The sequence below is a fragment of the Alteribacter lacisalsi genome, assembly GCF_003226345.1.
In the GTDB taxonomy this organism is placed as follows: Bacteria; Bacillota; Bacilli; order Bacillales; family Salisediminibacteriaceae; genus Alteribacter; species Alteribacter lacisalsi.
Window position 1 is genome coordinate 1,170,254 of the sequence record NZ_PDOF01000001.1, and the last position, 25,664, is coordinate 1,195,917.

The 25,664-nt window shown below is 47.1% G+C and carries 29 protein-coding genes; 25 read left to right on the forward strand and 4 right to left on the reverse strand.

Translation table 11 applies throughout. From position 1 onward, the window contains the following. Positions 1–8: 8 nt before the first annotated feature. Together miaA and hfq are read left to right on the forward strand one after the other, a co-directional pair. Positions 9–926 carry a tRNA (adenosine(37)-N6)-dimethylallyltransferase MiaA gene (gene miaA, locus CR205_RS05750; protein ID WP_110517832.1) on the forward strand — a complete coding sequence of 306 codons (918 nt, stop codon included), beginning with the start codon at positions 9–11 and terminating at the stop codon, positions 924–926. Between the two features lie 47 nt (positions 927–973). Next, the gene (hfq, locus tag CR205_RS05755; protein WP_110517834.1) at positions 974–1,204 is read left to right on the forward strand and encodes an RNA chaperone Hfq; all 231 of its coding nucleotides are present in this window, start codon (positions 974–976) and stop codon (positions 1,202–1,204) included. A 103-nt stretch (positions 1,205–1,307) separates the two neighbouring features. Here the strand turns inward: hfq and CR205_RS05760 are convergent, their stop codons facing one another. After that, complete coding sequence (locus tag CR205_RS05760) at positions 1,308–2,342, reverse strand: tyrosine-type recombinase/integrase (RefSeq protein ID WP_161524681.1); 1,035 nt, start codon at positions 2,340–2,342, stop codon at positions 1,308–1,310. 205 nt (positions 2,343–2,547) lie between these two features. Here CR205_RS05760 and CR205_RS05765 point away from each other — a divergent pair, with 205 nt between their 5' ends. From CR205_RS05765 to CR205_RS05790, 6 genes are all read left to right on the forward strand, one after another. Continuing rightward, positions 2,548–3,480 carry an AAA family ATPase gene (locus CR205_RS05765; RefSeq protein WP_110517837.1) on the forward strand — a complete coding sequence of 311 codons (933 nt, stop codon included), beginning with the start codon at positions 2,548–2,550 and terminating at the stop codon, positions 3,478–3,480. 75 nt (positions 3,481–3,555) lie between these two features. Continuing rightward, on the forward strand, positions 3,556–4,839 hold the full coding sequence (hflX, locus tag CR205_RS05770) for a GTPase HflX (RefSeq protein ID WP_110517839.1): 1,284 nt from the start codon (positions 3,556–3,558) through the stop codon (positions 4,837–4,839). 3 nt (positions 4,840–4,842) lie between these two features. Continuing rightward, positions 4,843–6,129 (forward strand): methionine gamma-lyase family protein, encoded by a 1,287-nt coding sequence (locus CR205_RS05775; RefSeq protein ID WP_110517841.1) that lies wholly within the window; start codon positions 4,843–4,845, stop codon positions 6,127–6,129. Positions 6,130–6,492: 363 nt separating this feature from the next. After that, a complete protein-coding gene (gene glnA / locus CR205_RS05780; protein WP_110517843.1) occupies positions 6,493–7,830 on the forward strand; it encodes a type I glutamate--ammonia ligase in 1,338 nt (445 codons plus the stop codon). A 235-nt stretch (positions 7,831–8,065) separates the two neighbouring features. Next, complete coding sequence (locus CR205_RS05785; RefSeq protein ID WP_110517845.1) at positions 8,066–8,365, forward strand: hypothetical protein; 300 nt, start codon at positions 8,066–8,068, stop codon at positions 8,363–8,365. Positions 8,366–8,449: 84 nt separating this feature from the next. Then, the gene (locus CR205_RS05790; RefSeq protein WP_110517847.1) at positions 8,450–8,632 is read left to right on the forward strand and encodes a YqaE/Pmp3 family membrane protein; all 183 of its coding nucleotides are present in this window, start codon (positions 8,450–8,452) and stop codon (positions 8,630–8,632) included. A 44-nt stretch (positions 8,633–8,676) separates the two neighbouring features. On the opposite strand, the gene lexA is transcribed toward CR205_RS05790, so the two are convergent. Next, positions 8,677–9,306 (reverse strand): transcriptional repressor LexA, encoded by a 630-nt coding sequence (gene lexA / locus CR205_RS05795; RefSeq protein WP_110517849.1) that lies wholly within the window; start codon positions 9,304–9,306, stop codon positions 8,677–8,679. A gap of 207 nt (positions 9,307–9,513) precedes the next feature. Here lexA and yneA point away from each other — a divergent pair, with 207 nt between their 5' ends. The 17 genes from yneA (at position 9,514) to CR205_RS05885 (ending at position 24,789) form a co-directional block, all read left to right on the forward strand. Beyond that, positions 9,514–9,807, forward strand: coding sequence for a cell division suppressor protein YneA (gene yneA / locus CR205_RS05800; RefSeq protein ID WP_110517851.1), 294 nt, complete (start codon positions 9,514–9,516; stop codon positions 9,805–9,807). Between the two features lies 1 nt (position 9,808). After that, positions 9,809–10,477: a YneB family resolvase-like protein gene (locus tag CR205_RS05805; RefSeq protein WP_110517853.1), complete on the forward strand. Its 669-nt coding sequence runs from the start codon at positions 9,809–9,811 to the stop codon at positions 10,475–10,477. A gap of 67 nt (positions 10,478–10,544) precedes the next feature. After that, complete coding sequence (locus tag CR205_RS05810; RefSeq protein WP_110517855.1) at positions 10,545–10,784, forward strand: DUF896 domain-containing protein; 240 nt, start codon at positions 10,545–10,547, stop codon at positions 10,782–10,784. Between the two features lie 295 nt (positions 10,785–11,079). Beyond that, complete coding sequence (locus tag CR205_RS05815; protein ID WP_161524682.1) at positions 11,080–11,745, forward strand: hypothetical protein; 666 nt, start codon at positions 11,080–11,082, stop codon at positions 11,743–11,745. Then, positions 11,738–13,225, forward strand: coding sequence for a flotillin family protein (locus CR205_RS05820; RefSeq protein ID WP_110517858.1), 1,488 nt, complete (start codon positions 11,738–11,740; stop codon positions 13,223–13,225). Before CR205_RS05815 ends, CR205_RS05820 begins: the two co-directional genes overlap by 8 nt. A 437-nt stretch (positions 13,226–13,662) precedes the next feature. Further along, the gene (tkt, locus tag CR205_RS05825) at positions 13,663–15,660 is read left to right on the forward strand and encodes a transketolase (protein WP_110517860.1); all 1,998 of its coding nucleotides are present in this window, start codon (positions 13,663–13,665) and stop codon (positions 15,658–15,660) included. 282 nt (positions 15,661–15,942) lie between these two features. Beyond that, a complete protein-coding gene (sirA, locus tag CR205_RS05830; RefSeq protein WP_161524683.1) occupies positions 15,943–16,395 on the forward strand; it encodes a sporulation inhibitor of replication protein SirA in 453 nt (150 codons plus the stop codon). Positions 16,396–16,520: 125 nt separating this feature from the next. Further along, positions 16,521–16,730, forward strand: a complete 210-nt coding sequence (locus CR205_RS05835; RefSeq protein WP_110517864.1) for a YneF family protein — start codon at positions 16,521–16,523, stop codon at positions 16,728–16,730. 331 nt (positions 16,731–17,061) lie between these two features. Next, on the forward strand, positions 17,062–17,766 hold the full coding sequence (locus CR205_RS05840) for a response regulator transcription factor (RefSeq protein ID WP_110517866.1): 705 nt from the start codon (positions 17,062–17,064) through the stop codon (positions 17,764–17,766). After that, positions 17,763–19,121 (forward strand): sensor histidine kinase, encoded by a 1,359-nt coding sequence (locus tag CR205_RS05845; protein ID WP_110517868.1) that lies wholly within the window; start codon positions 17,763–17,765, stop codon positions 19,119–19,121. The genes CR205_RS05840 and CR205_RS05845 overlap by 4 nt, the downstream gene beginning before the upstream one ends. Next, positions 19,118–19,831: a PepSY domain-containing protein gene (locus CR205_RS05850; protein WP_110517869.1), complete on the forward strand. Its 714-nt coding sequence runs from the start codon at positions 19,118–19,120 to the stop codon at positions 19,829–19,831. Before CR205_RS05845 ends, CR205_RS05850 begins: the two co-directional genes overlap by 4 nt. Positions 19,832–20,161: 330 nt before the next feature. Then, on the forward strand, positions 20,162–21,067 hold the full coding sequence (locus CR205_RS05860; protein ID WP_110517873.1) for a PepSY domain-containing protein: 906 nt from the start codon (positions 20,162–20,164) through the stop codon (positions 21,065–21,067). 277 nt (positions 21,068–21,344) lie between these two features. Further along, entirely contained in the window at positions 21,345–22,886 is a 1,542-nt protein-coding gene (locus CR205_RS05865; RefSeq protein ID WP_236634705.1) for a multicopper oxidase family protein, read from the forward strand. 127 nt (positions 22,887–23,013) lie between these two features. Beyond that, positions 23,014–23,478, forward strand: coding sequence for an SRPBCC family protein (locus CR205_RS05870; RefSeq protein ID WP_110517875.1), 465 nt, complete (start codon positions 23,014–23,016; stop codon positions 23,476–23,478). Between the two features lie 53 nt (positions 23,479–23,531). Further along, the gene (locus CR205_RS05875) at positions 23,532–23,855 is read left to right on the forward strand and encodes a metal-sensing transcriptional repressor (protein WP_110517877.1); all 324 of its coding nucleotides are present in this window, start codon (positions 23,532–23,534) and stop codon (positions 23,853–23,855) included. A 44-nt stretch (positions 23,856–23,899) separates the two neighbouring features. Continuing rightward, positions 23,900–24,106 (forward strand): copper chaperone CopZ, encoded by a 207-nt coding sequence (gene copZ, locus CR205_RS05880; protein WP_110517879.1) that lies wholly within the window; start codon positions 23,900–23,902, stop codon positions 24,104–24,106. 170 nt (positions 24,107–24,276) lie between these two features. Beyond that, positions 24,277–24,789: a CcdC family protein gene (locus CR205_RS05885; RefSeq protein WP_110517881.1), complete on the forward strand. Its 513-nt coding sequence runs from the start codon at positions 24,277–24,279 to the stop codon at positions 24,787–24,789. A gap of 32 nt (positions 24,790–24,821) precedes the next feature. Here the strand turns inward: CR205_RS05885 and CR205_RS05890 are convergent, their stop codons facing one another. Together CR205_RS05890 and CR205_RS05895 are read right to left on the reverse strand one after the other, a co-directional pair. Further along, on the reverse strand, positions 24,822–25,238 hold the full coding sequence (locus CR205_RS05890; protein ID WP_110519701.1) for a DUF2621 domain-containing protein: 417 nt from the start codon (positions 25,236–25,238) through the stop codon (positions 24,822–24,824). 113 nt (positions 25,239–25,351) lie between these two features. Beyond that, on the reverse strand, positions 25,352–25,588 hold the full coding sequence (locus tag CR205_RS05895; protein ID WP_110517884.1) for a hypothetical protein: 237 nt from the start codon (positions 25,586–25,588) through the stop codon (positions 25,352–25,354). Between the last annotated feature and the right edge of the window lie 76 nt (positions 25,589–25,664).

A 25,664-nucleotide genomic window follows, 5' to 3' on the forward strand; every position in this document is an offset into this window, starting at 1 on the left:
GATCAGACATGACAAAAAAACCACTCGCCGTAATAGCAGGCCCTACCGCTGTGGGGAAAACGGCACTCAGTATAAAACTTGCCGGCCGGCTAAACGGGGAAATCATCAGCGGTGATTCCATGCAGGTTTATAAAGGAATGGACATAGGCACTGCGAAAGTAATGCCAAAAGAACAGGGGGGCATTGTTCACCACCTGATCGATATTAAGGATCCCAGGGACAGTTTCAGTGTTCAGGAATTTCAGGAACGGTCAAGAGCCCTGATCAGTGACATTCACTCCCGGGGCAAGCTTCCGTTTATCGTCGGCGGTACCGGTCTCTACCTGAACTCGGTGATCTACGGCTACACGTTTTCCGAGGTGAAAGAAGACAAGGCTTTCCGAAGAGAAATGGAGACTTTCGCAGAACAGGCAGGCAATGAAGCTCTTCATGCAAAACTGAGAGAGGCGGATCCGGAGGCAGGCAAAACCATTCACCCGAACAATGTCCGCCGGGTGATCCGAGCCCTGGAGGTGGCAGCAATCGGGGAACCAGTCAGGCCTCAAGAGGCAGCAGAACCGGATTACCGGCTCGCACTGACGGGTCTGACGATGGACCGTAATCATCTGTATGAACGGATCAACATGCGGGTTGATCTGATGATTGCCGAAGGCCTCGTTGAAGAGGCCAAAGACCTTTATGACAGGAATATTCGACACTGTCAATCGGTCCAGGCAATCGGATACAAGGAGCTGTATGATTACTTTGACGGCCTTTCAACCCTTGAAGACGCGATTAGTAAGCTGAAACAGAACTCAAGACGGTACGCCAAGAGGCAGTTGACCTGGTTCCGCAACAAAATGGACATCCGCTGGTTCGATGTATCAGAAGGATATGAAAAAAAGGAACGGGAGATTCAGCAATTTATAGAAGGAAAGCTGTTGTGAATAGCGAATTAAGATACTAATGTCATTTCTGGGAGGTCACAAGACAAATGAAGCAGCAATCGGTTAACATTCAGGATCAGTTCCTTAATCAATTACGCAAAGAGAGTATTCCGGTGACGGTTTTCCTTTTAAACGGATTTCAGCTGAGAGGCTTCGTCAAAAGTTTTGACAACTTTACCGTCATTTTAGATACAGACGGCAAGCAGCAGCTCGTTTACAAGCATGCGATTTCCACTTTTTCTCCTCAGCGGAATGTCCAGCTGAATCAGGAGAGCTGAGTTCGGATAAAACGCGTGCAGAGCTTTAACTATATCTGCGCAAAGTATAAGGGGGTGTCCGAAAAAACCTGTTCAGGTCTTTTTCGGACACCCCCTTTCCGGATCACCGGCGAGCCGGCTGGGTAATAAGTCTGGTTATTTCCTCTCTTTCTTTTTTTGTCATAGGTGTGAAAACGGCTGCTTCATCAGGAGAGGAGAGGATGAAATTTTCATAGGGTTCCAGTGGCTGGGCAGTAACAAAGGCGAGTTCATACTTTAACTCTTCTGCTGACCTGCCCTCCAGAAGACGGTGAAGAATATACGTATGTCTGAAACTTCTGGCGCTCATACCTTTACGGAGTCCCGCCCTGGAGATTTCCTGACGGATCATTTTCTGTACCGATACATCCGTCAGTCTCTTCGGAGCGTCATCATCATAGTTCCAGCGGTACGTGCCCCTTTGGAAGTCAAATGCAGCGAACAGTGGATCGCTGCTGTGCCATCGGGGCCTTACAGGCTCGGGAATTTTCTGGTAGTAATGGTGTAAGAGGACTCGGTCTTCATCCGTAAGTGTGACCGACCGCGGCTTCCCTTTCCGGCTTTTTAATTCGATCACGCCGGTCTGAAAATGAACGTGGTTCATTGTCAGGCCTGTCACTTCCTGAATGCTGAGCCCGTAGAAAAGCATCAGATGTATAATGGCCTGGTTTCTTTCAATGTAAAAATGACGGTGGGTAAGCTGGTGGTCACTCAGCCCTTTCCGGGAGGGCACAGTCATCAGCAACTTCTCTATCTCCTTTTTCTTCATAAAATCAGAAGCCTCTTTTTTATGCTCGACTTCCTGGCTGTTCAGGTGCCGGTCAAACGGCGTCGTCAGGTTTGAGCCGAAATGGAAGATGTAAAGCTGTTTCAGAACAGATAAAATCCGTCTGATTGTCGGGGTTGAATACTTTTTTTCCGTGCATAAGTATAAGAAAAAAGCATCTGCATGATCATTTGTCATAGCCTCCTGCAGTGAGAGATTCCGCTCTTCGCTCCAGTCCCTGAAAAGTTCGATGTCATAGCGGTACCGGCGGATCGAACTTTTCTGTTTTTCTTCACAGCCGTCAGTCAGAAACCGTGTCACTAATTTTTCATATGCCGCTTCTACTGAACTCATCTGCCTCCTCCTTTTACTGTGCATCAAAGCACCATCATCCGTATTAAAACGAGTATAGCAGAATCGTGTTCAGAATTGTCAATAAACGGATCTTTACGGTAGGCGTTTGTCACGATTGATGGGCTCATGCGTATAATACCTGTAGAAGTGATTCTAATTTAAATGATCAAGGGTGGTGACCCCTTTGCATCAAGCAGACAGCAGCATGAGAAAAAGAGGGCAGATCAACATTGTTCTGAAGAAACAAAGGTCAGGTGCAGAGGAAAGACAAAGCACACCTGTTCCCCTGACAGACGAAGCACACGCTCCTTTCAGACAGGTTGAAAAAGCCCTTTCCGCCCTTGTGGGACTGGACGAAATGAAAACCTTTATGAAGGAAGTATATGCCTGGCTGTATTTGAATAAAAAGCGTCAGGAATCAGGCCTTATCACCGGAAAGCAGACACTTCACATGGTTTTTAAAGGAAATCCCGGAACCGGAAAAACGACGGTAGCCAGGATTGCAGCAGATATGCTGAGAGAGATGGGGGTGCTGGAGAAAGGGCATCTGATTGAAGCTGAAAGAGCAGATCTTGTCGGTGAATATATTGGCCATACAGCGCAGAAAACCCGAGATCTAATTAAAAAATCACTTGGAGGAATCCTGTTTATAGATGAAGCATATTCCCTTGCGCGGGGAGGAGAAAAGGATTTCGGCAAAGAAGCTATCGATACACTGGTCAAGGCTATGGAAGATCAGCAGCATGAGTTTGTTTTGATTCTTGCGGGATATCCCAATGAAATGGACCGGTTTCTCTCCCTGAATCCCGGGCTGCCTTCCCGTTTTCCGCTTAAAGTAAGCTTTCCTGATTACACAGTGAAAGAGCTGTCAACGATTGCAGTAAACATGCTTGAAAACTGGCAGTACCGACTGCACGACCTGGCAGAAGACCAACTCGAAAGGATCCTGTATGCTGAGAAAGGAAGAGATGAAGCTCATTTCAGCAACGGGCGTTTTATCCGTAATCTTCTCGAGCGGGCCATTCGTCATCAGGCAGTAAGACTGCTGGAATCAGGTGATTACGGAAAAGAAGCCCTTCAGATTATCAGGGCCGATGATCTAATTAAATCATACGAAAAACATCCGTTCAGTTCATAGGTGCAGGCTGATTAACTGCCTGTACCGTCCGGACGGATCCGTTAACACAGACAAAAAAGGAAGAGAGGGATAAACATGGCAGGGAACCTGCAGACAGAACAGGAAATCGTTTTTCTCGTAGGGGTAAAAACGAACAAACTATCCGCAGAAGATTTCGATTACCGTATGGATGAACTTAAGGCGCTCGTGAAAACTGCAGGGGGAAAGGTTTCAGGCACCCTTATTCAGAACCGGGAAGTACCGGACAGAACAACTTATATCGGCAAAGGAAAAGTAGAGGAGCTTAAGGCAGCATGTGAGGAAAGCGGCTCGTCTATCATTATCTTTAATGATGAGCTTACACCCTCGCAGGTGAGAAATCTCACAGCTGAAATGGACATGAAGATCCTCGACCGTACCCAGCTGATTCTTGATATTTTTGCCGGAAGAGCGAAATCGAAGGAAGGGAAACTTCAGGTTGAGCTGGCGCAGCTCAGCTATCTCCTCCCACGGCTGAGGGGACAGGGACATGTACTCTCCAGACTCGGTGGCGGGATCGGTACGAGAGGGCCTGGTGAAACACAGCTTGAAATTGATCAGCGGCATATCAGAGGCCGAATGACCGAAATACGCAGGCAGCTCGAGCAGGTCGTATCCCACCGGACACGGTACCGTGAAAGGAGAAAGAGGAATGAGGCCTTTCAAATTGCCCTTATCGGCTATACGAACAGCGGGAAAAGCACACTTCTTCAGCGTCTGAGCAACTCTGACGTCTATGCTGAGGATCTGCTGTTTGCCACCCTCGACCCCACAACCAAACAGCTGAAGCTGCCAAGCGGAATGAAAGTGCTGCTGACCGATACGGTCGGGTTTATTCAGCAGCTTCCCACAACCCTGGTTGCGGCCTTCAGGTCCACACTCGAAGAAGTCCGTGAAGCCGATCTGATCCTCCATGTGGTAGATGCGTCCGATCCGGATTATTATAATCATGAAAAGACCGTGCACGACCTGCTGCAGGAACTCGATGCATCGACGATCCCTGTTTTGAAGGTGTATAATAAACGGGACAGGCTTACAGGTGATTTCTTTCCAGCCGGTGACAGCCCGGCAGCGCTTATTTCGGCATTTGATGAGCAGGATCTGGATAAGCTCCGCTTTAAGATTGAAGCGGTAATGGAAAAGGAATTTGCACCGTACTTCGTCCGGATTGCAGCGTGGGAAGGGAAATGGCTACATCGTCTGAAGCAGGAGACCATCCTGACAGAGCAGGTTTTTGAAGAAGAAAACGAGACCTACAGGGTTCGTGGGTATGCTTCACCGTCAGCATCGGTTTATCATGAACTTAAACAAAAAAGCAGCAGAGCGCAGCAAGGAGAATAGCAGATGAAGAACCGCACAGCCCCAGCCGGCCGGATCAATGAGCTGGCTGAAAAGGCCATTGATGATTTACAGGATTTATTTCGCGGCCGCGACCGCATCAGCGAGCAGAATCAGTGGAAAGTGATGCAGGCCTTCCGCGATTTTCAAATATCGGACTTTCACTTTAACGGTTCCACCGGTTACGGGTATGATGACACCGGAAGAGACACACTTGAAAAAGTATATGCCCGGGTCTTCGGCGCAGAAGGCGCCCTGGTCCGTCCTCAGATCGTCTCAGGCACTCACGCCATCAGCACAGCACTGTTTGGGGTGCTGCGGCCAGGTGACGAACTGATGTATATTACCGGCGATCCTTATGACACACTGGAGGAAGTAATCGGTATTCGGGGCAGTACCGGCGGATCGCTGAATGATTTCGGGATCGGCTACAGTTCGGTTGCCCTGGCAGATGGCCGTATCGATACGGAGGAAGTATTAAACCGTATGCACCCTTCAGTGAAGATGATCGGCATTCAGCGTTCCCGAGGGTATGCTGACAGACCTTCCCTTTTTATCGGGGAAATCAAACAAGCGGTGCAACTAATTAAAGCTGCTTATCCCGAAGTCATCATATTCGTGGACAACTGCTACGGGGAGTTTGTTGAGACGGAGGAACCATGTGATGCCGGAGCGGATCTGATCGCCGGCTCTCTCATTAAAAATCCCGGCGGTGGAATTGTAAAAACCGGAGGATACATAGCAGGAAAACATGACTTGATTGCCCTTTGCGCCAACAGGCTGGCAGCACCCGGGATCGGGGCGGAAGGCGGGGCTTCTCTGTATTCCCTCCTTGAAATGTACCAGGGCTTTTTCCTTGCCCCTCATACGGTCAATCAGGCACTTAAAGGAGCTCTTTATACTGCGAGGCTGCTTGAACTGGCCGGGATGAAAACAACACCTTCATGGCAGGAAGAGCGGACAGATCTGATTCAGGCGGTAACTTTCCCCGAAAAAGAGATGATGATTGCCTTTTGCCAGGCAATTCAGGGAGCATCTCCGGTTGACGCTCACGTCTTGCCGCAGCCAAGCTACATGCCCGGCTACGAGGATGATGTCATTATGGCAGCAGGAACATTTATTCAGGGAGCAAGCATCGAACTGACTGCTGACGGGCCGCTGCGCGCTCCTTACAGGGCATATGTGCAGGGCGGCCTTACCTTTGAGCACGTCAAACTCGGTGTCACCAGTGCACTGAGCTCTCTTGAAGAGAAAAACCTTCTTTCCTTCAGCGAAAAAAGGATTAATGAATAAATGGAAAGGGTAGGGAATACTGTCCCTGCCTTTTTCTTGTTTTGCTCTGCTAATAGGAGTACATACGTGCGCCCGGCTCCCAGCCGGTTCAGCATTTTAATTTGTTTGTCAGATAATCTGACAGCATTACACACAATGAAAAAGGATTTGTATAGGATGGAAGTATCAAAGGAGAGCGAGGTGTTTGAAGCGTAAGCCAATCTGAACTGAAAAGACTCAGAAAAAGCAGGATGCGAGTCAAACTTTCTGGAGAATAGAATCACTTATTCCGGCTCATCCTTATTAGAGAAAAGTTTGGAAAAAGCTAAAATCGAGATCCCGGTGAAACAAAGACGGGAAAATTCAAGGAGGAGACTTACTCTTATGGGAAGCAAATTTGCTAGAGAAGATATCATGAAAATGGCTGACGAAGAAAATGTAAAATTTATCCGACTGCAGTTCACTGACCTGCTCGGAATTATTAAGAACGTGGAGATCCCGGTTGACCAGCTGCCAAAAGCACTCGACAACCTGATGATGTTCGACGGATCTTCGATCGAAGGTTTCGTTCGTATTGAAGAATCTGATATGTACCTTTATCCGGATCTTGACACATGGGTCATCTTCCCATGGACTCCTGAAAAAGGTAAAGTTGCCCGTCTGATCTGTGACATTTACAATCCGGATGGAACGCCTTTTGAAGGAGATCCCCGCGGCGTTCTGAAGCGTGTACTTAAAGATGCGGAGGATCTTGGGTTTACAGACTTCAACATCGGTCCTGAGCCGGAATTCTTCCTCTTTAAAAACGATGAAAAAGGCGAGCCTACGCTCGAACTTAATGATAAAGGCGGTTATTTCGACCTTTCTCCAACTGACCTCGGGGAAAACTGCCGCCGTGATATCGTGCTTGAGCTTGAGGATATGGGCTTTGAAATTGAAGCATCCCACCACGAAGTGGCACCTGGCCAGCACGAAATCGACTTTAAATACGCAGATGCTATTACGACATGTGATAACATTCAGACGTTTAAGCTTGTAGTAAAAACGATTGCCCGTAAGCACGGTCTTCATGCAACGTTCATGCCTAAACCGCTCTTTGGGGTAAACGGAAACGGTATGCACGCCAACATGAGTCTGTTTAAAGGCAAGGAAAATTCCTTCTTTGACGAAAATGCAGAAGGACAGCTGAGCGAAACGGCAATGCAGTTTCTCGGCGGTATTCTGACTCACGCTACAGCGTTTACTGCCCTTACGAACCCGACGGTAAACTCCTATAAGCGTCTTGTTCCGGGTTATGAAGCGCCTTGTTACGTAGCCTGGTCCATGCGTAACCGTTCGCCGCTTGTACGGATTCCCTCTTCACGCGGCCTGAGCACACGAATTGAAGTCCGCAGCCCGGACCCTGCTGCGAACCCGTATCTAGCAATGGCGTCTCTGCTTGCAGCCGGACTTGACGGCATCCGTCATAAGATGACGCCGCCTCCTGCAACAGACAGCAACATCTATGCCATGGACCGCGATGAGCGTCATGAGGAAGGCATCGAATCACTTCCGGCAACGCTGAAGGAGGCACTCGACAACCTTCAGACGAGTGAAGTTATGAAGAAAGCACTCGGTGCTCATGCACTTGAGCACTTCGTTGAAGCGAAGGAAATCGAGTGGGATATGTTCCGTACGCAAGTGCACCCATGGGAGCGCGAGCAGTACATGAGTCTTTACTAAAAACCAGAACCCTTGAGCCTTTTGGCTTGAGGGTTTTTTTATTCGCTCGAACAGAAGCTTTGCTTCACACCTTACGAAATTAACAATTGACCATTTCATCCGCTATGTTGTTAGTTCTTCCTCACAGCTTTTTCTTTTAAAGCCGGCAGTGCATGAAGGTTGTTCTTGGTTAATCTTCCTCACCGGCTTTCTTTCAGTATTAAAACCACAGACACAGAACAGGAGGACACGCCGAATGAATCTGTGGACAGACATTGCAGGAAACAGAAAGAGGGATATGATGAACAGAACCTATTTTAAAGTAAAGTCAGCGCAAAATGCTGAAAAAGAGCTGCTGCTAAGAGGAGAAAGCGGTGTGTCAGGAAGTACCCTTCCTGAATACAGGCAGGGACCGGGCACAGCCATTGAGGACAGGGATGAAGCCTTCCGTCTGGCAAAAGAACAGGTCGGCTATGTGATTGAAGTAAATGAAACGATCATTGGCGGATGGGGATTTGTCGATGACAGCGGTGACGTCAGCTATAAAAAATCGTGAAAACAGCTCATGGATCGTCATTGGTTTAAGATCATACATATCAGGTAATAAAAGAAGAGACGAGTGCGAAAGGAGCTTATGCCAATGATGTACTTACTGGCTGTTCTGCTGCCGCCTGTGGCTGTACTTTTAGTCGGCAGACCGTTTCAGGCAATTCTTAATCTTATCCTTACCCTGTTCTTCTGGCTGCCGGGTGCCATTCACGCATGTTTTATTGTGGCCGACCACAACCAGGAAAAACGGATGAAACGTTATTCAGGATCATAAGAAATCCCCGGCCATTCGAATGGCCGGGGATTTATTTGGATTTTTTAATGCACTGTCCGGAACACGCCGACCACTTTTCCAAGAATCGAAACGTTGGTAAGAAGAATCGGATCAAGTGACGCGTTTTCCGGCTGGAGCCGGACATGGTCTTTTTCCTTAAAGAAGCGTTTCACTGTTGCTTCGTCGTCTTCAGTCATGGCTACGACTATATCTCCATTGTTGGCACTCTGCTGCTGGCGGACCACAACCATATCGCCGTCAAAAATACCGGCCTCAATCATGGAATCACCCTGAATTTCAAGAATAAACGATTTCTCGTCCTGCACCATCCTTGATGGGAGAGGAACGTATTCTTCAATATTCTCGATTGCCGTAATTGGTGAACCGGCCGTGACTTTACCAATAACCGGAACGTAAACGGACGAGCTTTCCGTGGCATGAGGAACCGGCGTCTCCTCTTCCAGTTCTGTCACTTCTATTGCACGGGGTTTTGTCGGGTCTCTGCGAATCAGGCCTTTTTTCTCCAGCCTCGACAAATGACCGTGTACAGTGGAGCTTGAGGCAAGGCCAACCGCCTCACCAATCTCCCGTACACTCGGTGGATAGCCTTTCTTTTTAACCTCGTCTTTTATATACTCCAGTATATCCTGCTGACGCCTCGATAGCTTTGTCATATGTGCACCTCTTTCCCTTCTGTCTCTTAATCTTGTCAAACTTCCCCTATGTAAATGTTAAAGTTGGCATTGTTCTTATGGTACAGGAACATTATACCATGGTCTGTATGTTCGTGCAAACACCCGTTCTGTTTTTCCTCTTGACCAGAACAGCTGTTCTTGTTTATACTGTATACGAACATACATTCTGGTAAAGAGGTGTTTGTGATGAGAAGCCTGTTTAAACAATACGGTACCCATATTGTTACGGCCGTTTTAATTATGCTGTTCGTGTTTGTTACAACTGTTCCCACAGAAAGTAAAGGACTTGAACCATACGACCATGAAAAAGTAACAGTGGAAGAAGGCGAGACCTTGTGGTCGATCGCATCGAAACTTCATGATGACCTGGATACAAATAAGGAATCGGTTATTCACTGGATCTCTGTCTACAATGAACTTGAAGGATCCGTTATATTTGCAGGGCAGGAACTGACTGTACCTGTTAAAGGGGAACATTAATGTGAAAAAAGCCATCATTTATACACGTGTCAGTACAAAAAAAGAAGAACAGGAAACCTCCCTCGCCAGACAGCGATCCGAGCTTGAGCGGCTGGCGGAAGAATACAGCCTGACTGTTGTGAAAATTATTGAAGAACAGAAAAGCGGCTATGATATCGACAGGGACGGAATTTTCGATATGCTCGCTGTCTTTCAGGAAAAAGAAGCGGATACCCTGCTTATTCAGGACGATACCCGGCTTGGCAGGGGGAATGCCAAAATGGCACTCATTCATCAATTGCATAAACTGGGGATCTCTGTCTGTACGGTCCAGGATCAGGGAAAGCTTGTCCTTTCAGAGACTGACTCGATGGTGCTTGATATTGTCTCCATCGTTGAAGAGCATCAGCGGAAGCTTCATAACCTGAAAATCAGGCGTGGTATGAAGCAGGCAGTGGACAACGGTTACAAACCGCAGCATAATCTGGCAAACGGAAGCAGGGGCGGCCGTAAAAAGAAAGATGTCCCTGTGGAGGAGATCGTTCGTCTCAGAAACAACGGGCTAACGTTCCACGAACTTGCTGCGACTCTCCGCGGACTTGGTTTTGACCTTTCAAAGGCAACGGCTCACAGAAGGTACAGGGAATATATGAAAAATGGCGAAGAGAACGCCTCGATTCCCACTACTTGATACGGCACCATTTCTCCTGTACCATAAAAGGCACATTGAGAACGTTAAAAAAAGGAATGATTTATACATGCTCAGTAAGGATAAAATAGCGCGAATTAATGAACTTGCCCGCAAGTCAAAATCAGAGGGTCTTTCCCTTAAAGAAACAGCTGAACAGAAGGAACTCAGACAGGAGTATCTGAAAAGTGTCAGAAGTTCTTTTAAAAACCAGCTGCATTCAGTAAAAGTCGTAGATGATGAAGGTAACGACGTGACACCTGCCAAACTCAAGAAGAGTAAGGAAAATAACAACAGCACGCTCCATTAGGAACGAAAGAGCCCGGGAAAGAAAGTGTTCAGTTTAAAATGCGAACAAAAAGCTGACTAGCTCCCGAAAACATCCGCCGCTTTCCGCAGGAAGCGGCGGATGTTTTCGGGAGCGATTTACTTGCTCAGCAAAGGGATTGTTCGAATTTTGGTCTGTAAAAAACACTTCTGGCCCGGTCTCTTTTTTTGTGTGAAACTTTTGTCATGCTGATCCGTAAATGTATACATAGGGAAAAATGATCCTTTATTTAACAAATGTCAGCCTTCCAATGCTAGAATGGGAGCAGACAGGTAGAGTGCCTGATCAGGAGATCAGTGCAGCAGAAAGGAGGAATAAGAAATCCCCGGAAGAATATTACTTAAAACGTCTGAAAGGAGGAAACCGTGATGAACAATTACGGAAAGGGAATATGGACTTAAATACTATCTATCTAATTGGGCTGATTGTTGCCGGATCGCTCACACTGCTGAATGCTCTTTTCGGCGATATTCTGGATTCGTTATTTGAATCTGCCCCTGGAGGGTTTCTTAACCCGGCAGTCGTCCTGAGTTTTATTGCTGTTCTGTGCGGATCGGCACTCATTCTTGAAGCAAGCACTGCCTTTTCAAGCCTTTTAAATTTCGGCTTTTCCCTTGGTATTGCTTTTGTCCTTGTCACCCTGTTACATATGCTCGTGCTCGCTCCTCTATCAAGAGCAGAATCAAGCGTTGGCTTTCATTTGAGCGATTTGATCGGTGAATACGGTGAAGTGTCAGCTGCTATCGGCAAAGGTGATGATATCGGGGAAGTAATTGTGAAAACCACGTTTTCCATCAAAGGCTATCCTGCCAGGTCCGTTGAAGATTCAAGAATTCCCGGGGGCGAGGAAGTACAGATTGTGGACGTAGACAGAGAAAACCAGATTCTTATTGTAAGCAGAGAAGAAAAAAAGCTGATGATGGAGGAACGTATTGATGACTGATTTTACACTGATTATCGGCGGTGTTGTAGCTGCCATTATATTTGTTCTTGTCATTCTTTTTGTAACGAAGTATACGACTGTAGGGAAAAACGAAGCACTAATTGTAACAGGAAGTCTGCTTGGCGCCGGTAAAAGCGTCGTTTCCGATGACGAAGGAAAGAAAGTAAAGATTATTCACGGTGGCGGGGCGTTTATTATCCCTGTCATGCAGCAGGCCAGACGCATCAGCCTGGAGAACCACAAGCTTGAAGTAGGTGCTAACAATGTTTACTCCAAGCAGGGTGTACCGGTTTCGGTGAACGGTAATGCCATTATTAAAATCGGTTCGAGTGTACAGGAAATTTCAACAGCCGCCGAGCAGTATATCGGAAAATATGATGATTTGAAAACAGAAGCCCGTCAGGTTCTTGAGGGACACCTCCGTGCGATTTTAAGCTCAATGACGGTGGAGGAAATTAACTCAGACCGTGAAGTGTTTGCCAAAGAAGTTCAGAAGGTTGCAGCAACCGACCTCAGCAAAATGGGTCTGCGCATCCTTTCTTTCACGACGAACGAAGTAAGTGATAAAAACGGCTATCTTGATGCTCTTGGACAGCCGCAGATCGCTGCAGTAAAGCGTGACGCAGCCATCGCTAGAGCCGAGCGTGAAAAAGAGGCGAGAATTGAAAATGCTCGTGCCGAGCAGGAAGCAAAAGCTGCAGAATATACGCGTGACGCGGAAATTGCCAATTCCCAGAAAGAAAAAGAACTGAAGGTAGCCGAATACCGACGTCAGCAGGAAGAAGCGAAAGCACAGGCTGACCAGGCATACTCCCTTCAGGAAGCGAGAGCTCAGCAGAAAGTAACCGAAGAGAAAATGCAGGTTAATATTATCGAACGTCAGAAACAGATTGAACTCGAAGAAAAAGAGATTCAGCGCCGTGAGCGTCAGTACGACGCAGAGGTCAAAAAGAAAGCCGACGCCGAGCGTTATGCAGTTGAACAGGAAGCCGAAGCCCAGAAAGCAAAAGAACTCCGTGCAGCCGAGGCCGAGCGTGAGCGCGGTAGAGCAGAAGCGGATGTTATTTTGTCCAAAGGTCTGGCCGAAGCCGAAGCAAAAGAGAAGATTGCCGAGGCCTTCAGCAAGTACGGCCAGGCAGCGATGCTGGATATGATTACGGAGATGCTTCCGGAATACGCCAAACAGGCTGCACAGCCGCTGGGCAACATTGATAAGATTACCGTAGTGGATACGGGCGGCAGCGGGCAGAACAGCGGAGCCAATAAAGTCACCGGCTACGCCACCAACCTGATGGGAAGCCTTCAGGAATCATTAAAAGCCTCCTCAGGACTGGATATGAAAGAACTGATCGAAAGCTTTGCAGGTAAAGGAAATGTCAAGCAGAGCATCGACAATCTGTCAGAGGAAATGGCTGCCGAACGTGAAAAAAGCAGCACAGCAACTGCAGTAAAAGAAAAGGATGAAAAAAAAGAAGAATAACTACAGAGCTGCCTGGTTCGTTATGAGCCGGGCAGTTTTTTTCTGCAGTGGAATTTCACTGGAAGGAGTCAGCTGCCCTGTAATAGCGGGAACAGCGCCGGCTGAAGACCCCGCAGGGACGAGCGGTTACTTCACGAGGATGCTTCGACGCAGACGCTTCGAAGCGAAACGAGCAGAGGAAGAAGCATGCTTCCCGAGGAGGCTGAAGCGGTGCCCGCGGAAAGGAAGCGCAGTGAGCGGAAATCAACAACAGACTTAAACAGAGCCAATATTTAAAATAGCCTTGATCCACTGAATAAAAGCAGCCGTAGGTTTGAAAACTATACTCGTATGAAATCCCTTCTTCTCGTTGCCCGGATAATGGTTGTCTAATGATACAGGAAAGTATATCATGATACATGAAGTCAACAAGTATTAATTCTGAGAGGATGAACGTCATGTCTAACACAGTTGAAAACCTGTCAATCAGTACCATCCGTACGCTCGCAATTGACAGTATTGAAAAAGCAAATTCCGGACATCCGGGTATGCCGATGGGGGCAGCTCCGATGGCTTACACCCTGTTCTCCAATTACATGAATCATAACCCGAAAAACCCTGAATGGTTTAACAGAGATCGCTTTGTCCTGTCTGCAGGACACGGATCGATGCTTCTTTACAGCCTACTCCATCTTCATGGCTACGATGTCTCGATGGACGATCTGAAGTCATTCCGTCAGTGGGATTCCAAAACGCCGGGACACCCGGAGTTCGGCCATACACCAGGTGTAGATGCCACTACAGGCCCACTCGGTCAGGGGCTTGCGATGGCAACAGGAATGGCTATGGCAGAAAGATACCTGGCATCCACGTATAACCGTGACAGCTACAACGTTGTTGATCATTATACATACGCTATTTGCGGAGACGGTGACCTCATGGAAGGCGTCTCTTCCGAATCAGCGTCCCTTGCCGGCCATCTCAAGCTTGGCCGTCTGATTGTCCTGTATGATTCCAATGATATTTCCCTGGACGGCGATCTTGACAAATCGTTCTCCGAGAGTGTTGAGGACCGCTATAAGGCTTACGGCTGGCAGGTGATCCGTGTTGAGGACGGCAACAATCTCGATGAAATCAACCGTGCGATTGAAGCAGCAAAAGAAGACGACCGCCCAACGATGATCGAAGTTAAAACAACGATTGGATATGGGTCTCCGAACCGGAGCGGCTCCAACGAATCACACGGGAAGCCTCTCGGTGAGGAAGAGGCTAAATTAACGAAAGATTATTATAAGTGGACGTTTGAAAACGACTTCCACGTTCCTGACGAGGTACGCAGTCACTATGCGGAACTTGCGGAACTTGGTGCGGAAAAGGAACAGCAGTGGAACGACATGTTTGAAGGCTACAAGGAAGCGTATCCGGAACTGGCATCTGAGCTTGAACTTGCGATCAGCGGTGACCTTCCTGAAGGCTGGGATAAAGATGTGCCCGTTTATTCTACAGACGATAAGCTTGCAACCCGTGCGAGCGGCGGGGAAGTGCTTAATGCGATCGGTAAAAATGTGCCATACGTATTCGGCGGCTCCGCTGACCTTGCTTCTTCAAACAACACAATGCTTAAAGGTGTGGAAGACTTTACTCGCGAGAATTACAGTGGACGAAACATCTGGTTCGGCGTAAGGGAATTTGCCATGGCATCCGCAGTAAACGGTATGGCACTGCACGGCGGAGTAAAGCCTTATGCTGCGACGTTTTTCGTTTTCTCTGATTATCTCCGCCCTGCAGCGCGGCTGAGCGCTCTTATGCAGGTGCCTGTGACATATGTATTTACTCACGACAGCATCGCCGTAGGCGAAGACGGTCCGACCCACGAACCGGTTGAACAGCTCCCGGCTATGCGGGCGATTCCTGGTCTGAGCGTCATCCGCCCGGCAGACGGGAATGAAACGGCGGCGGCATATAAGCTGGCGATGGAAAGCAAAAACGAGCCGACAGCTCTCGTTCTTACACGCCAGGGACTGCCGACTCTTGAAGGAACAGACAAAAAGGCCTATGAAGGCGTGAAAAAAGGTGCTTATGTCGTGTCGGAAGCCAACGGTGACATGGACGGCATCCTCATCGCTACCGGCTCTGAGGTCTCCCTTGCAGTGGAAGCGCAGCAGGCTCTTGAAAAAGAAGGTCTCTTTGTCAATGTTGTAAGTATGCCAAGCTGGGACCGCTTCGAAAAGCAGTCTGCGGAATATAAAGAATCTGTCATTCCGAAAGATGTAAAAGCGCGTCTGGCTGTTGAGATGGCAGCAAGCCTCGGCTGGGAACGTTACACAGGCGATCACGGTGCCGTGCTCGGAATCGATCGTTTCGGTGCCTCTGCTCCAGGCGGAAAAGTAATGGAAGAATACGGTTTTACAGCTGAAAACGTGGCTGCAAACTTTAAGCAGCTTCTCGAAAAATAATATACCTGAAGAGGTCTGTGCGGATGCACAGGCTTCTTTTTTTCTGTCAGGATCTACATCGCCCATCTGTGCAGGTAATGCAGGACTTGACTGCAGGGAGTGGTACTTTTTTCTTCGTTCAGGACGTTCGACAAAAAGAGTGGTTTTCTTCAGCAAAATCAGACAAGCCTTGAAGGAGGAATCGTGTAGGATAGTAAAAAGGGCTCCTGTGACTGCATCGTAATCCGGAACCTTTTTGGTTCATATGAATGCATGGGGAGCGCCGCAGGAGGGAAAGCGGATATGAGAAGCTATGATCTCTTTTTAATAAATGAAGAAGTCGCTTTGATTTATTACGGGTTTGAATCGAAACTTTTTCACCTTTTCAAGGAAAACTGCCTGGCTGAAGACAACCTGAAAGAAATCACGAGCCGTCAGGTGCATTATATACGCAAGTCCATTAATGATAATGATCTTAATTCCTGGCTCAGGCAGGCATGTCTGAATGTGAAAGGGTATGAGCAGAAAAGCCCCTTTGTCCACTGCTTCAGTTCCAGTGATCACAAATCCCGTGCTGTGCTGACGGTCGGAAAAAACAAAGTGACCCTGGAATCGGAGGGCTCGTTCGAACTTGAAACGGAGATTTTTGATATCCTCCGTGATTACGATGATTATTTCTTTGCAGCCGATTACCAGAATGAACGTTATGGCTGGCTGAAGCCGCTCAAATCATTCCGGATTGTAGAACCGGGATGAAAAACAGGATTTCTTTCCCATTCTCTTTTAATGTCCACCTCATTGCGTTATAATATATGAGGTTCCATTCGGACGTGAAACAGCGACATGGAAGACAACGTAGAGAGAAGGAGGATCACCGTTTTATGTGGGTAAATATTTTAATCGGTGTGCTCAGCTTACTGGGCGGGATTGCGATCGGTTTCTTTATTGCGCGGCAGTACATGATGAGCTATATGAAAAAGAATCCGCCGATCAATGAAAAAATGCTTCGTGTTATGATGATGCAAATGGGGATGAACCCGTCGCAGAAGAAGATCAACCAGATGATGAAAGCGATGCAGAATCAGAAATAAATCCGTTTGAAGCAGTTCAAGGAGAGCATTCTTCTATTTCGTCATATAAACAAAATCAGGACCGTTTTTTCCGTATGGGAAAAGCGGTCTTTTGCATGTCACTATCCTAACGTTAAGCAGAGGTTATGAGCACATGCATATGGAGAATGATACGGAGCATTTTCTCATCATTCTCTCATTTTTTTCGTGTAAACTAAGAAAAATGAGTGAAATCCTGCCCGCTCCCTATGCCGCAGAAAGCGAGCGGATGGCGTTCAGCGGAGCTTCGCAAAACTGACGAAGGGTATACTCATTTAAAAAATGCAGGATCAAGTTTAAGGAGATGCTGAAGGTGGAGAACATACGTATTCTCATAGTCGAAGATGAAATTAATATTGCCAATGTAATCAGACTGGAACTTGAGTATGAGGGCTTTACTGCCCTTGTAAAGGAAGATGGTCTCACTGCGTGGGAATTCCTGCAGAAAGAACAATGTGATCTGATCCTTCTTGATGTCATGCTGCCACGGATGAGCGGCATTGAGGTTCTGCGGAGACTGAGAGCTCAGGATAATCAAACGCCTGTCATCATGCTGACAGCAAGGGATGCAGTCGTTGATAAAGTAACTGGTCTCGATCAGGGTGCGAATGATTATGTAACCAAACCGTTTGAAATTGAAGAGCTGCTGGCGAGAATACGTGCCTCCCTTCGGAGCGGACAGACCGGCAGGGCGAAGGAAAAACTGGCAGATGGAGAAATGACATTTTCTGATTTAACCGTAAATACGAAAACGAGGGAGGTAACTAGAAACGGTGATTACATCGAACTGACCCCGAGGGAGTATGACTTGCTTTTGTTTTTGCTGGAAAATCAGGGTCAGGTCCTGACAAGGGAGCAGATTCTTGATCAGGTGTGGGGATTTGATTACTACGGCGATACAAACGTGGTGGATGTCTATATTCGTTACTTAAGGCAGAAGACAGATAAGCCTTTTGATAAAGCGCTCATTCATACAGTACGGGGAGTCGGATATGTCCTCAAGGAGCCCCGGGAATGAAACTGTCACAACGGATTACCGTTTATACAACCGTGACGCTGTTTCTCATTCTTGCGATTGTAAATTCAGGCATCTATCTCCTGTTTCATTATTACACCATGAACGCAGAGACCGATCGTGCACTCAGCCAGGCAAGAACGGTGGTGGAAGCGATGCAGGCAACCGGTTTCGGTCAGGAAGAAGCAGGTTCTTTTATCAGAGCATCCGTACCTGAAGGCGGCATGATCCGTATTGTTCGGGAAAATGGCGATACTCCGATTGCTGTTACAAAAAACGTACAGCTCAACAGCGTTGACGCAGTATACTCATCTAATGAGCAGAGAGACGATGTGCTTTTTGAGGAGATTCGCTATGCAAGAGCTGTGACACCTGTAATCTGGACGGACGGATCCATTGCCTCCCTTGAATTTCTGTCTCCGATGAACACACACGAAGAAACTGTAGGAATTTTAAGAGTCATCCTGCTTCTCTCAACAGCAGTCATACTCATTCCATCCTTTTTTGCCGCCCGTGCATTAAGCCGGTTCATACTCAGACCTATTCAAAATCTTGTTTCAACGATGAACCACATCCGGGACCAGGGCACATTCAAAAAAATTGAAATTGACGCCAGGGCAAAGGACGAGCTCACAGATATGGGACGGACGTTCAACCATATGATTGATCTTCTGAAAGAAAACTTTGATAAACAGAAACAGTTTGTGTCAGATGCCTCTCATGAGCTCAAGACACCATTAACCGTCATTACGAGCTACGCTGCTCTCTTGAAGCGATGGGGGAAAGACCGGCCGGAAGTACTGGAAGAGGCAGTCAACGCCATTGAATCAGAATCCAGGAGAATGAAGGATATGACGAACCAGATGCTTGCCCTGGCTTCAGGAGAAACAGAGGAAACGCTTGAAGTAAGCCGGGTGGACATTTGCAAAGCGGCCGAGGGAATCGCGAAAAAGCTGGGTACGGCCTACAGTCGTAAGGTGAATGTGGAGTGCTGCGGTCCGGCGGTACTCAATGGCGATGCAGGGAAACTGAATCAGCTTCTGTTTATTCTTGTTGATAATGCGCTGAAATATAGTGAGGAGCAGGTGGAGATCCGTATTGAAGGGCACAATGATTCCATCAGCATTCAAATAAAAGATTACGGGATCGGTATTCCAAAAAAAGATCAGGCTGCTGTCTTTGAACGTTTTTTCCGTGTTGACAAGGCCAGAGCACGGAAAACAGGGGGGACCGGGCTCGGTCTATCCATTGCAAGAGCTATTGCTTCTGCCCATAAAGGATCAGTCAGCGTAAAAAGCAGAGAAGGGGCGGGATCCGTTTTTACGGTTACACTGCCTTCTGGAGAGGTGAACGTATGAAATACAAACTGATGATTTCCATCACCGCAGTTACACTGCTGGCAGCAGCAGGCGTGTTTTTTTTGCAGTCCCAGGCAGGAGGCACGCTTGCAGAGGCTGAAATCGCTGGCATGCTTGAGGAAAGGTATGACGGGACAATCAGTGACATTCGGTCAGGCGAGGAAGCTGGAGAGCAAGTATATCATGCGGAACTCTCCACAAGAGAAGGAGGGTATTACCTTCTTGTTAACGCCATCACCGGTGAGATTATCGACATGGAACTGCTGGAAATTAATATGGATGAGGAGAATCGGGAACGTGAGGTTCTTGAAGTCGATGAAGTCCGGCGCAGGGTGCTCGAAACACTTGATGAAGAAGCGGAAGTGCTCGAGATTGAGAGAAATGATGACGACGGCCGTCCGGTGTATCATGTTACTGTTGCGGAGGAAGGCGGCACAGGCATGTTTGAACTCGATGCAGTCACAGGAGACATTCTCTCCTACACAGTGGAGGAAGAAAATCAGCAGGCTGAGGGTCCAATTTCAGAACAGGAAGCGATTAACATCGCTCTCAATGAGTTTCAGGGGGAAGTGGATGATGTGGATCTCGAGCAGAAAGACGGCCGTCTTGTTTATGAAATCGAAATTGAAAATGACAGTACCGGAATTGAAGCGGACTTCATCATTGATGCCTATACCGGCGAAATTCTCTCAATTGAGTACGATGATTAAATGATCTTTTTATTGGCTGTGTTCGTACCAATTGTGTTTTATTATGGAGCGAAAGGCGGTGACTCCAGCGAAGAGAGTTTGCTTCATAATTAAGCTGCTAATTGCTTCGACGCAGAGAGCTCCTAAGGATATGCTGGCAGAGGAAGAAGCAGGAATTATTCCCGATAAGACTGAAGCTAGACCTGCGGAAAGCGTCCACCTTCAGCGGTTTAAACAGAATCTTTCCGAAAACATCTTTTTTATTTCTAATCGTTTTCTCATTTTTATCTAAGGGTTTTGTCATCTTCCTTGTCTATAGTGTAAGTATCAGCAAACAAGGAGGAAATAAAAATGAAAAAACTAACAGCAGTACTAACAGGAATTTTTGTGATTGGCGGAACAGCGGCACTGGTGGCGGCAACCTCAGGAGAAGAGCAGGGAGGTACGGATTCAGCGGATGCTTCATTCATGACCGGGGCTGAGACCGGTTCAGATGATGATCAGACTGATGAAGGCAATGAGCCTGGCCGCATTTCCAAGAAACAGGCAGGCGACATAGCACTCAGTATACTCGATGGGAAAATTGATGAAATTGAGCTGGACCGGGAAGATGGCGTGCTCATCTATGAAGTGGAAGTAAAGTATCAGGGTGAAGATTACGATTTTGATATCGACGCTGAAACAGGTGAGATTCTTAAAATTGATGACGACTTGCTGGGAACATCTGCTGCTGATTTGATGACGGTCACGAGCGGTGAAGCAGTCGAAGCCGTTAAGGCGTTGTTCCCTGACGCAAAAGTTGATGATGTGGAACTTGAAATGAAAAAAGGACGCTTTCTGTATGAAGTTGAAATTGAGGTGCAGGATGAGGACGGTGATGTGTACGTGGATGGAGAAACCGGTGAAATTGTTCATGCAGATTCCGACTTGATGCCTTATACTGCAGCAAATGCAGCAAATGCAGCAAATGCAGCAAATGCAGCAAATGCAGCAAATGCAGAACAGCAGAAATCTGCAGAAAATCAGGTGAACGAAGAACCGCAGGGAAAGTCTTCGGAATCCGGAAATAAAATATCACCGAATGAAGCGGGCAACATTGCTCTTACCCATATTGGAAAAGGCGTTATTGATGACATCGAGCTTGAAAAAGAAAAAGGAAGACTTCTCTATGAAGTGGAAATTGAGTACGGGGATACAGAAGCAGATGTGTATGTTGACGCTTATACAGGTGAAGTCATTTATGTAGATTATGACTGACAGTCACGTGTGAGAAGATCCATTTTACTATGTGTGCAGGATATGAAAAACATTCCGGAATCCATCTGGGATGTTTTTTCTTTTAAATTATGCCGGTATAAGCCCCCTGTCTCTTGCATATGTGTCTGATAGATTCAGTAGAAGAGTGATGCAGGAAAGGGGGGGCGGAATGTTCAGACCGACATGTTTCAGCCGCTGTATGGACCCCTGGTGCCAGGACAGCCTTTGTAATGGTGGAGGCTTCTGTTGCGCACCTGAACGGGCAACAGGCAGTAAATTGAGAAAATTTGCGGATCCTCTTCCGGTATTGCCGGTAAAGAAACCTTGGTTTAAAGAAGATGGAAAAACGTATTACCACCTTACCATGAACCAGTTCAAGCAGCGGCTACATTCGGATCTGCCTGATACCACAGTCTGGGGGTATGATGGAATGTATCCCGGTCCGACTGTAAAGGTGCATACAAATGAGCAGGTGTATGTAAAGTGGAACAACTGTCTTCCTGACACACATCTGCTGCCTGTCGATCAGACCGTCCATGGTGCTTATCCTGATGTACCGGAAGTACGCACCGTGACGCATATACACGGAGCGTGCGTGAGACCGGAGAGCGACGGCTATCCGGAAGCCTGGTTTACGAAAAACTTTGACCGTACAGGTCCATACTTTACGAGGAAAATGTATCACTATGAAAACTGCCAGCAGGCCAGTACGTTATGGTATCACGACCATGCCCTGGGCATCACGCGGCTGAATGTGTACGCAGGTCTGGCTGGTTTTTACCTGATTTCAGACGAAAATGAGAAAGCTCTTCACCTTCCGGAAGGCGAGTTTGATATTCCACTGCTGATCCAGGACAGAAGCTTTAATGCAGACGGATCCCTTTATTATCCCTCCCAGACCGATCCGCCTGTTCCGGGGCTTGAAACGTCCATCGTCGCGATGTTTTTCGGTGATACCATTCTTGTTAACGGAAAAGTGTGGCCATACCTCGAGGTGGAGCCGAGACGCTACCGCTTACGTCTGTTAAACGGGTCCAATTCCCGCTTTTATATGCTTTTTCTTGATTCCGGGCAGCAGATGTTTCAGATCGCTACGGACAGCGGCCTGCGGGCAGTACCGGCTGCTCTTAAGCAAATGACGCTGGCCCCTGCAGAGCGTGCAGAAGTGATTGTCGATTTTACGAATATGAACGGCAGAGAGATTGTGCTTAAAAATGCAGCGCCTGCACCGTACCCGGACGGTCCGAAACCCGACCAGGACACTGCTGCGGTTATGCAGTTTCGTGTGAAAAAGCGCATAACCCGCATCGATACCTCGAGGATTCCCGAGGTGATGAACCACATTCCGCCATTATCGTTTAAAGATGTGACCCGAGTGAGAAAGCTGACGCTCAATTCCGTAACGGACCAATTCGGCAGGGATCTGATGCTTCTTGATAACCGGACATGGGATGATCCGGTAACGGAGAACCCTGTGGCAGGTACGACAGAAATCTGGACTTTCATTAACGTAACCATGCATACACATCCGATTCATCTTCACCTTGTCGACTTTCAGATCCTGGACAGACAGCCCTTTGACGTTTCGAGATTTACGGAGAAGAAAGAGCTGAGGTTCACCGGTTCTCCCAGGCATCCTGATACAGAAGAGGAAGGATGGAAGGACACGGTTCGCGCTGACCCGGGGGAGGTAACGAGGATCAAGGCTCGTTTCGGTCCTTTCAGCGGTTTATACGTTTGGCATTGCCATATCCTTGAGCACGAAGACTATGAAATGATGCGTCCGTTCTATGTACTTTCCTCCCAAACATTTTTGTAACCAGGGCCGATGGTGCCTGGTTCTTTTTTTGTACAGACTGTTGAACGCTTTTTTGCTGATTTCAACTTTGGTATGATAGGAATATACAGATTCTGTCCTGTCATTAGGGAGAAAAGGAGAATTACATATGCCGGACTTAAAAGAGGAAGTCATAATCAGCCTGAACAGGGAAGCCGTATTTGAATTTGCTTCAAATCTTAAGAACAGTACTGAGGTTCTTGCCAATGTGGTGGAAGTGAACAAACTTTCGGAAGGACCTGTTGGCGCAGGTACAAAATTTGAAGAAATCAGACAGTTCAGAAACCGCAGGGTCGGTGCTGTCCTTGAAGTGGTTACGTACAATCCGCCGCACAGCTATTCGGTAAAAAGTGAAAATAAGGGTCTTGTTGTGACTTACACCTACTCTTTTACAGAAGAAAAAGAAAATCAGACCCGGGTCCGGTTTGAAGGGGAAGTGGAGGCTGTCAGTTTTCCCATGAAACTGATGCGTCCCATGATGGTGAAAATGCTCAAAAAAGAAGATGGAGATCATCTTGTGAGCCTGAAGAACACGATTGAGAAACAGGCTGACAGTCCTCATGGAGAAAGTTGACATCATATACCTTATAGGGGTATGGTAATAGAAGGTAGAGCGAGGTGAACACAATGACAAAGGAACTTGATATCGAACTCATCCATGCAGGACAGAAAGCGGTCCGAACAAGTTCGGAAGAAAAGGAAAAGCTGTTAAACCGGCTTAAAAGAGTTGAAGGTCAGGTCAGAGGCATCCAGCGGATGGTGGAAGAAGACCGGTACTGTGTTGATGTACTCGTCCAGCTTTCCGCAATCAATGCCGCTTTGAAGAAGGTCGGCTATACGATGCTTGAAAATCATACCCGGGGATGCGTCACCCGGGCCGTTCATGAAGGTGAAGGAGACGAAGCCATTGATGAATTGATGAAAGTCATTGAGCAGTTCTCACGCTCGTAATACGGCGCATGGTATATCAAAATCTCTAAAACGGGGGTATTACAATGAAACAGGAAACGATTAAAGTAGACGGCATGACGTGCGGCCACTGCAAAGCTTCAGTAGAAGGGGCACTGAATAATCTCGATGGCGTTAAGCGTGCAGAAGTGAGCCTTGAGGAAAAACAGGTGACGGTAGAATATGATGAGTCCAGTGTTGATCTTGCAACCCTGAAAGAGGAAATTGACGATCAGGGATTTGACGCCAAATAAAGAAAGTCCGCCGGAAGGAGAAATCCTTCCGGTGTTTTACTATCATAAATGTATTTGGCATAACCACCACTGCAGGACATTAACGAACACCCATCCTTACCCACTCTGGAAAGCAGGGAAGGATGATGCTATACTGATATAAGCATTGAATCAGTCTGGAGGGTTGCCCCATGCTTGGTATCGTCTTTACACTGCTTGCAGTTGTAATGGGGCTGATCGCTTTGTTCGTGCGGATGAAAGCGATGAAAAAGCCGGCAAATACGAAAAAAATAATTATTCCGCCTGTGGCGATGAGTACAGGTTTCCTTATGTTCCTTTATGAACCTGCCCGGATTACCTCGCTTCAGTTTCTGGAAGCCTTTGCGGTAGGCCTTTTATTTTCACTTCTGCTGATCAGAACTTCGAAGTTTGAAATCAGGGGCCGGGATATTTTTATGGTTCGCTCCAAAGCATTCGCATTTATTCTGATCGGCCTGCTTATTCTCAGGGTCACATTTAAGCTGATTTTCGGCCACGCCATTCAGGTTGAAGAGCTCGCCGGAATGTTTTTCGTTCTGGCATTTGGTATGATTCTTCCATGGCGTATCGCCATGCTCGTCAAGTTTAACCGTGTGAAACGAGAGCTTTCCGACCGAAGCGGTCATCCACCGTTTACGGTTACACAGGAAAACCCGGCACCTTAAGAGGTACCGGGTTTTCTGCTGTTCTCTCACGTCTACTGCTGCTGAAAATAGGAATCGTAAAGACTGATGTCGACTTTTTTTTCCTTCAGCTTTTTAATCAGAAACTTATGATCTCTTTTTGGAGTGGCAGCAATATAGCCTTTAATAATAAGGTCGCGCGTCATGCGCTCTGCATTTTCCTCAAGGGCATATTCCCCGATCTTACCGGCAATTTTCCCTTTTGCAACATCACGGAATAATTCAGGTACCGGTTCTACAAGTTCGTTTAAGAAGGCCTTATCTTCATCAGACCAAAGATGAACGGTTTTCTCAATATAATAATCCTGCCAGTCAAGAATCGATTTGCCGTCTTCCTTGGGCAGCCGTTTCAGAAATTTCCGGAACATAAAGTAACCGCCGATGAACATGGTACCGGCAAGAAAGATTGTCCAGAAAAAGATAAACCACATAAAAAGATCGTTTGGCACAGGTCTTCACCTCGATTTAATCTTAGTTCTATTCTACGATAATCCGGGACCTGTGAAAAGGGGAGAGGAAAAAGTGTAAAAAAAGAGAATGGCCATTACACCATTCTTCTCCTGGAAAGGTAAGCATCGTGCGTACCCATTTTTTTATTTAAAATCAATTCCATTTCAATCAGGGATTCCCTGTCAACAATCGGATCGTTCTCGGACCAGTATACCCGGTAAACGAAATAATAGTGACCGATTACTCTGAAAATAACAGGAGAATTGGGGTACTCATCGAACCACGCTTTCATTGCCTGGCGCTTTAAGTAGGAATGATCAATCATCTGCATTTTCATCACCTACTTAATCATAAAACGTGTGTTCGCATTTTGGAACAGGAGAAAAGGGTGATTTTTCTTCCTGTTT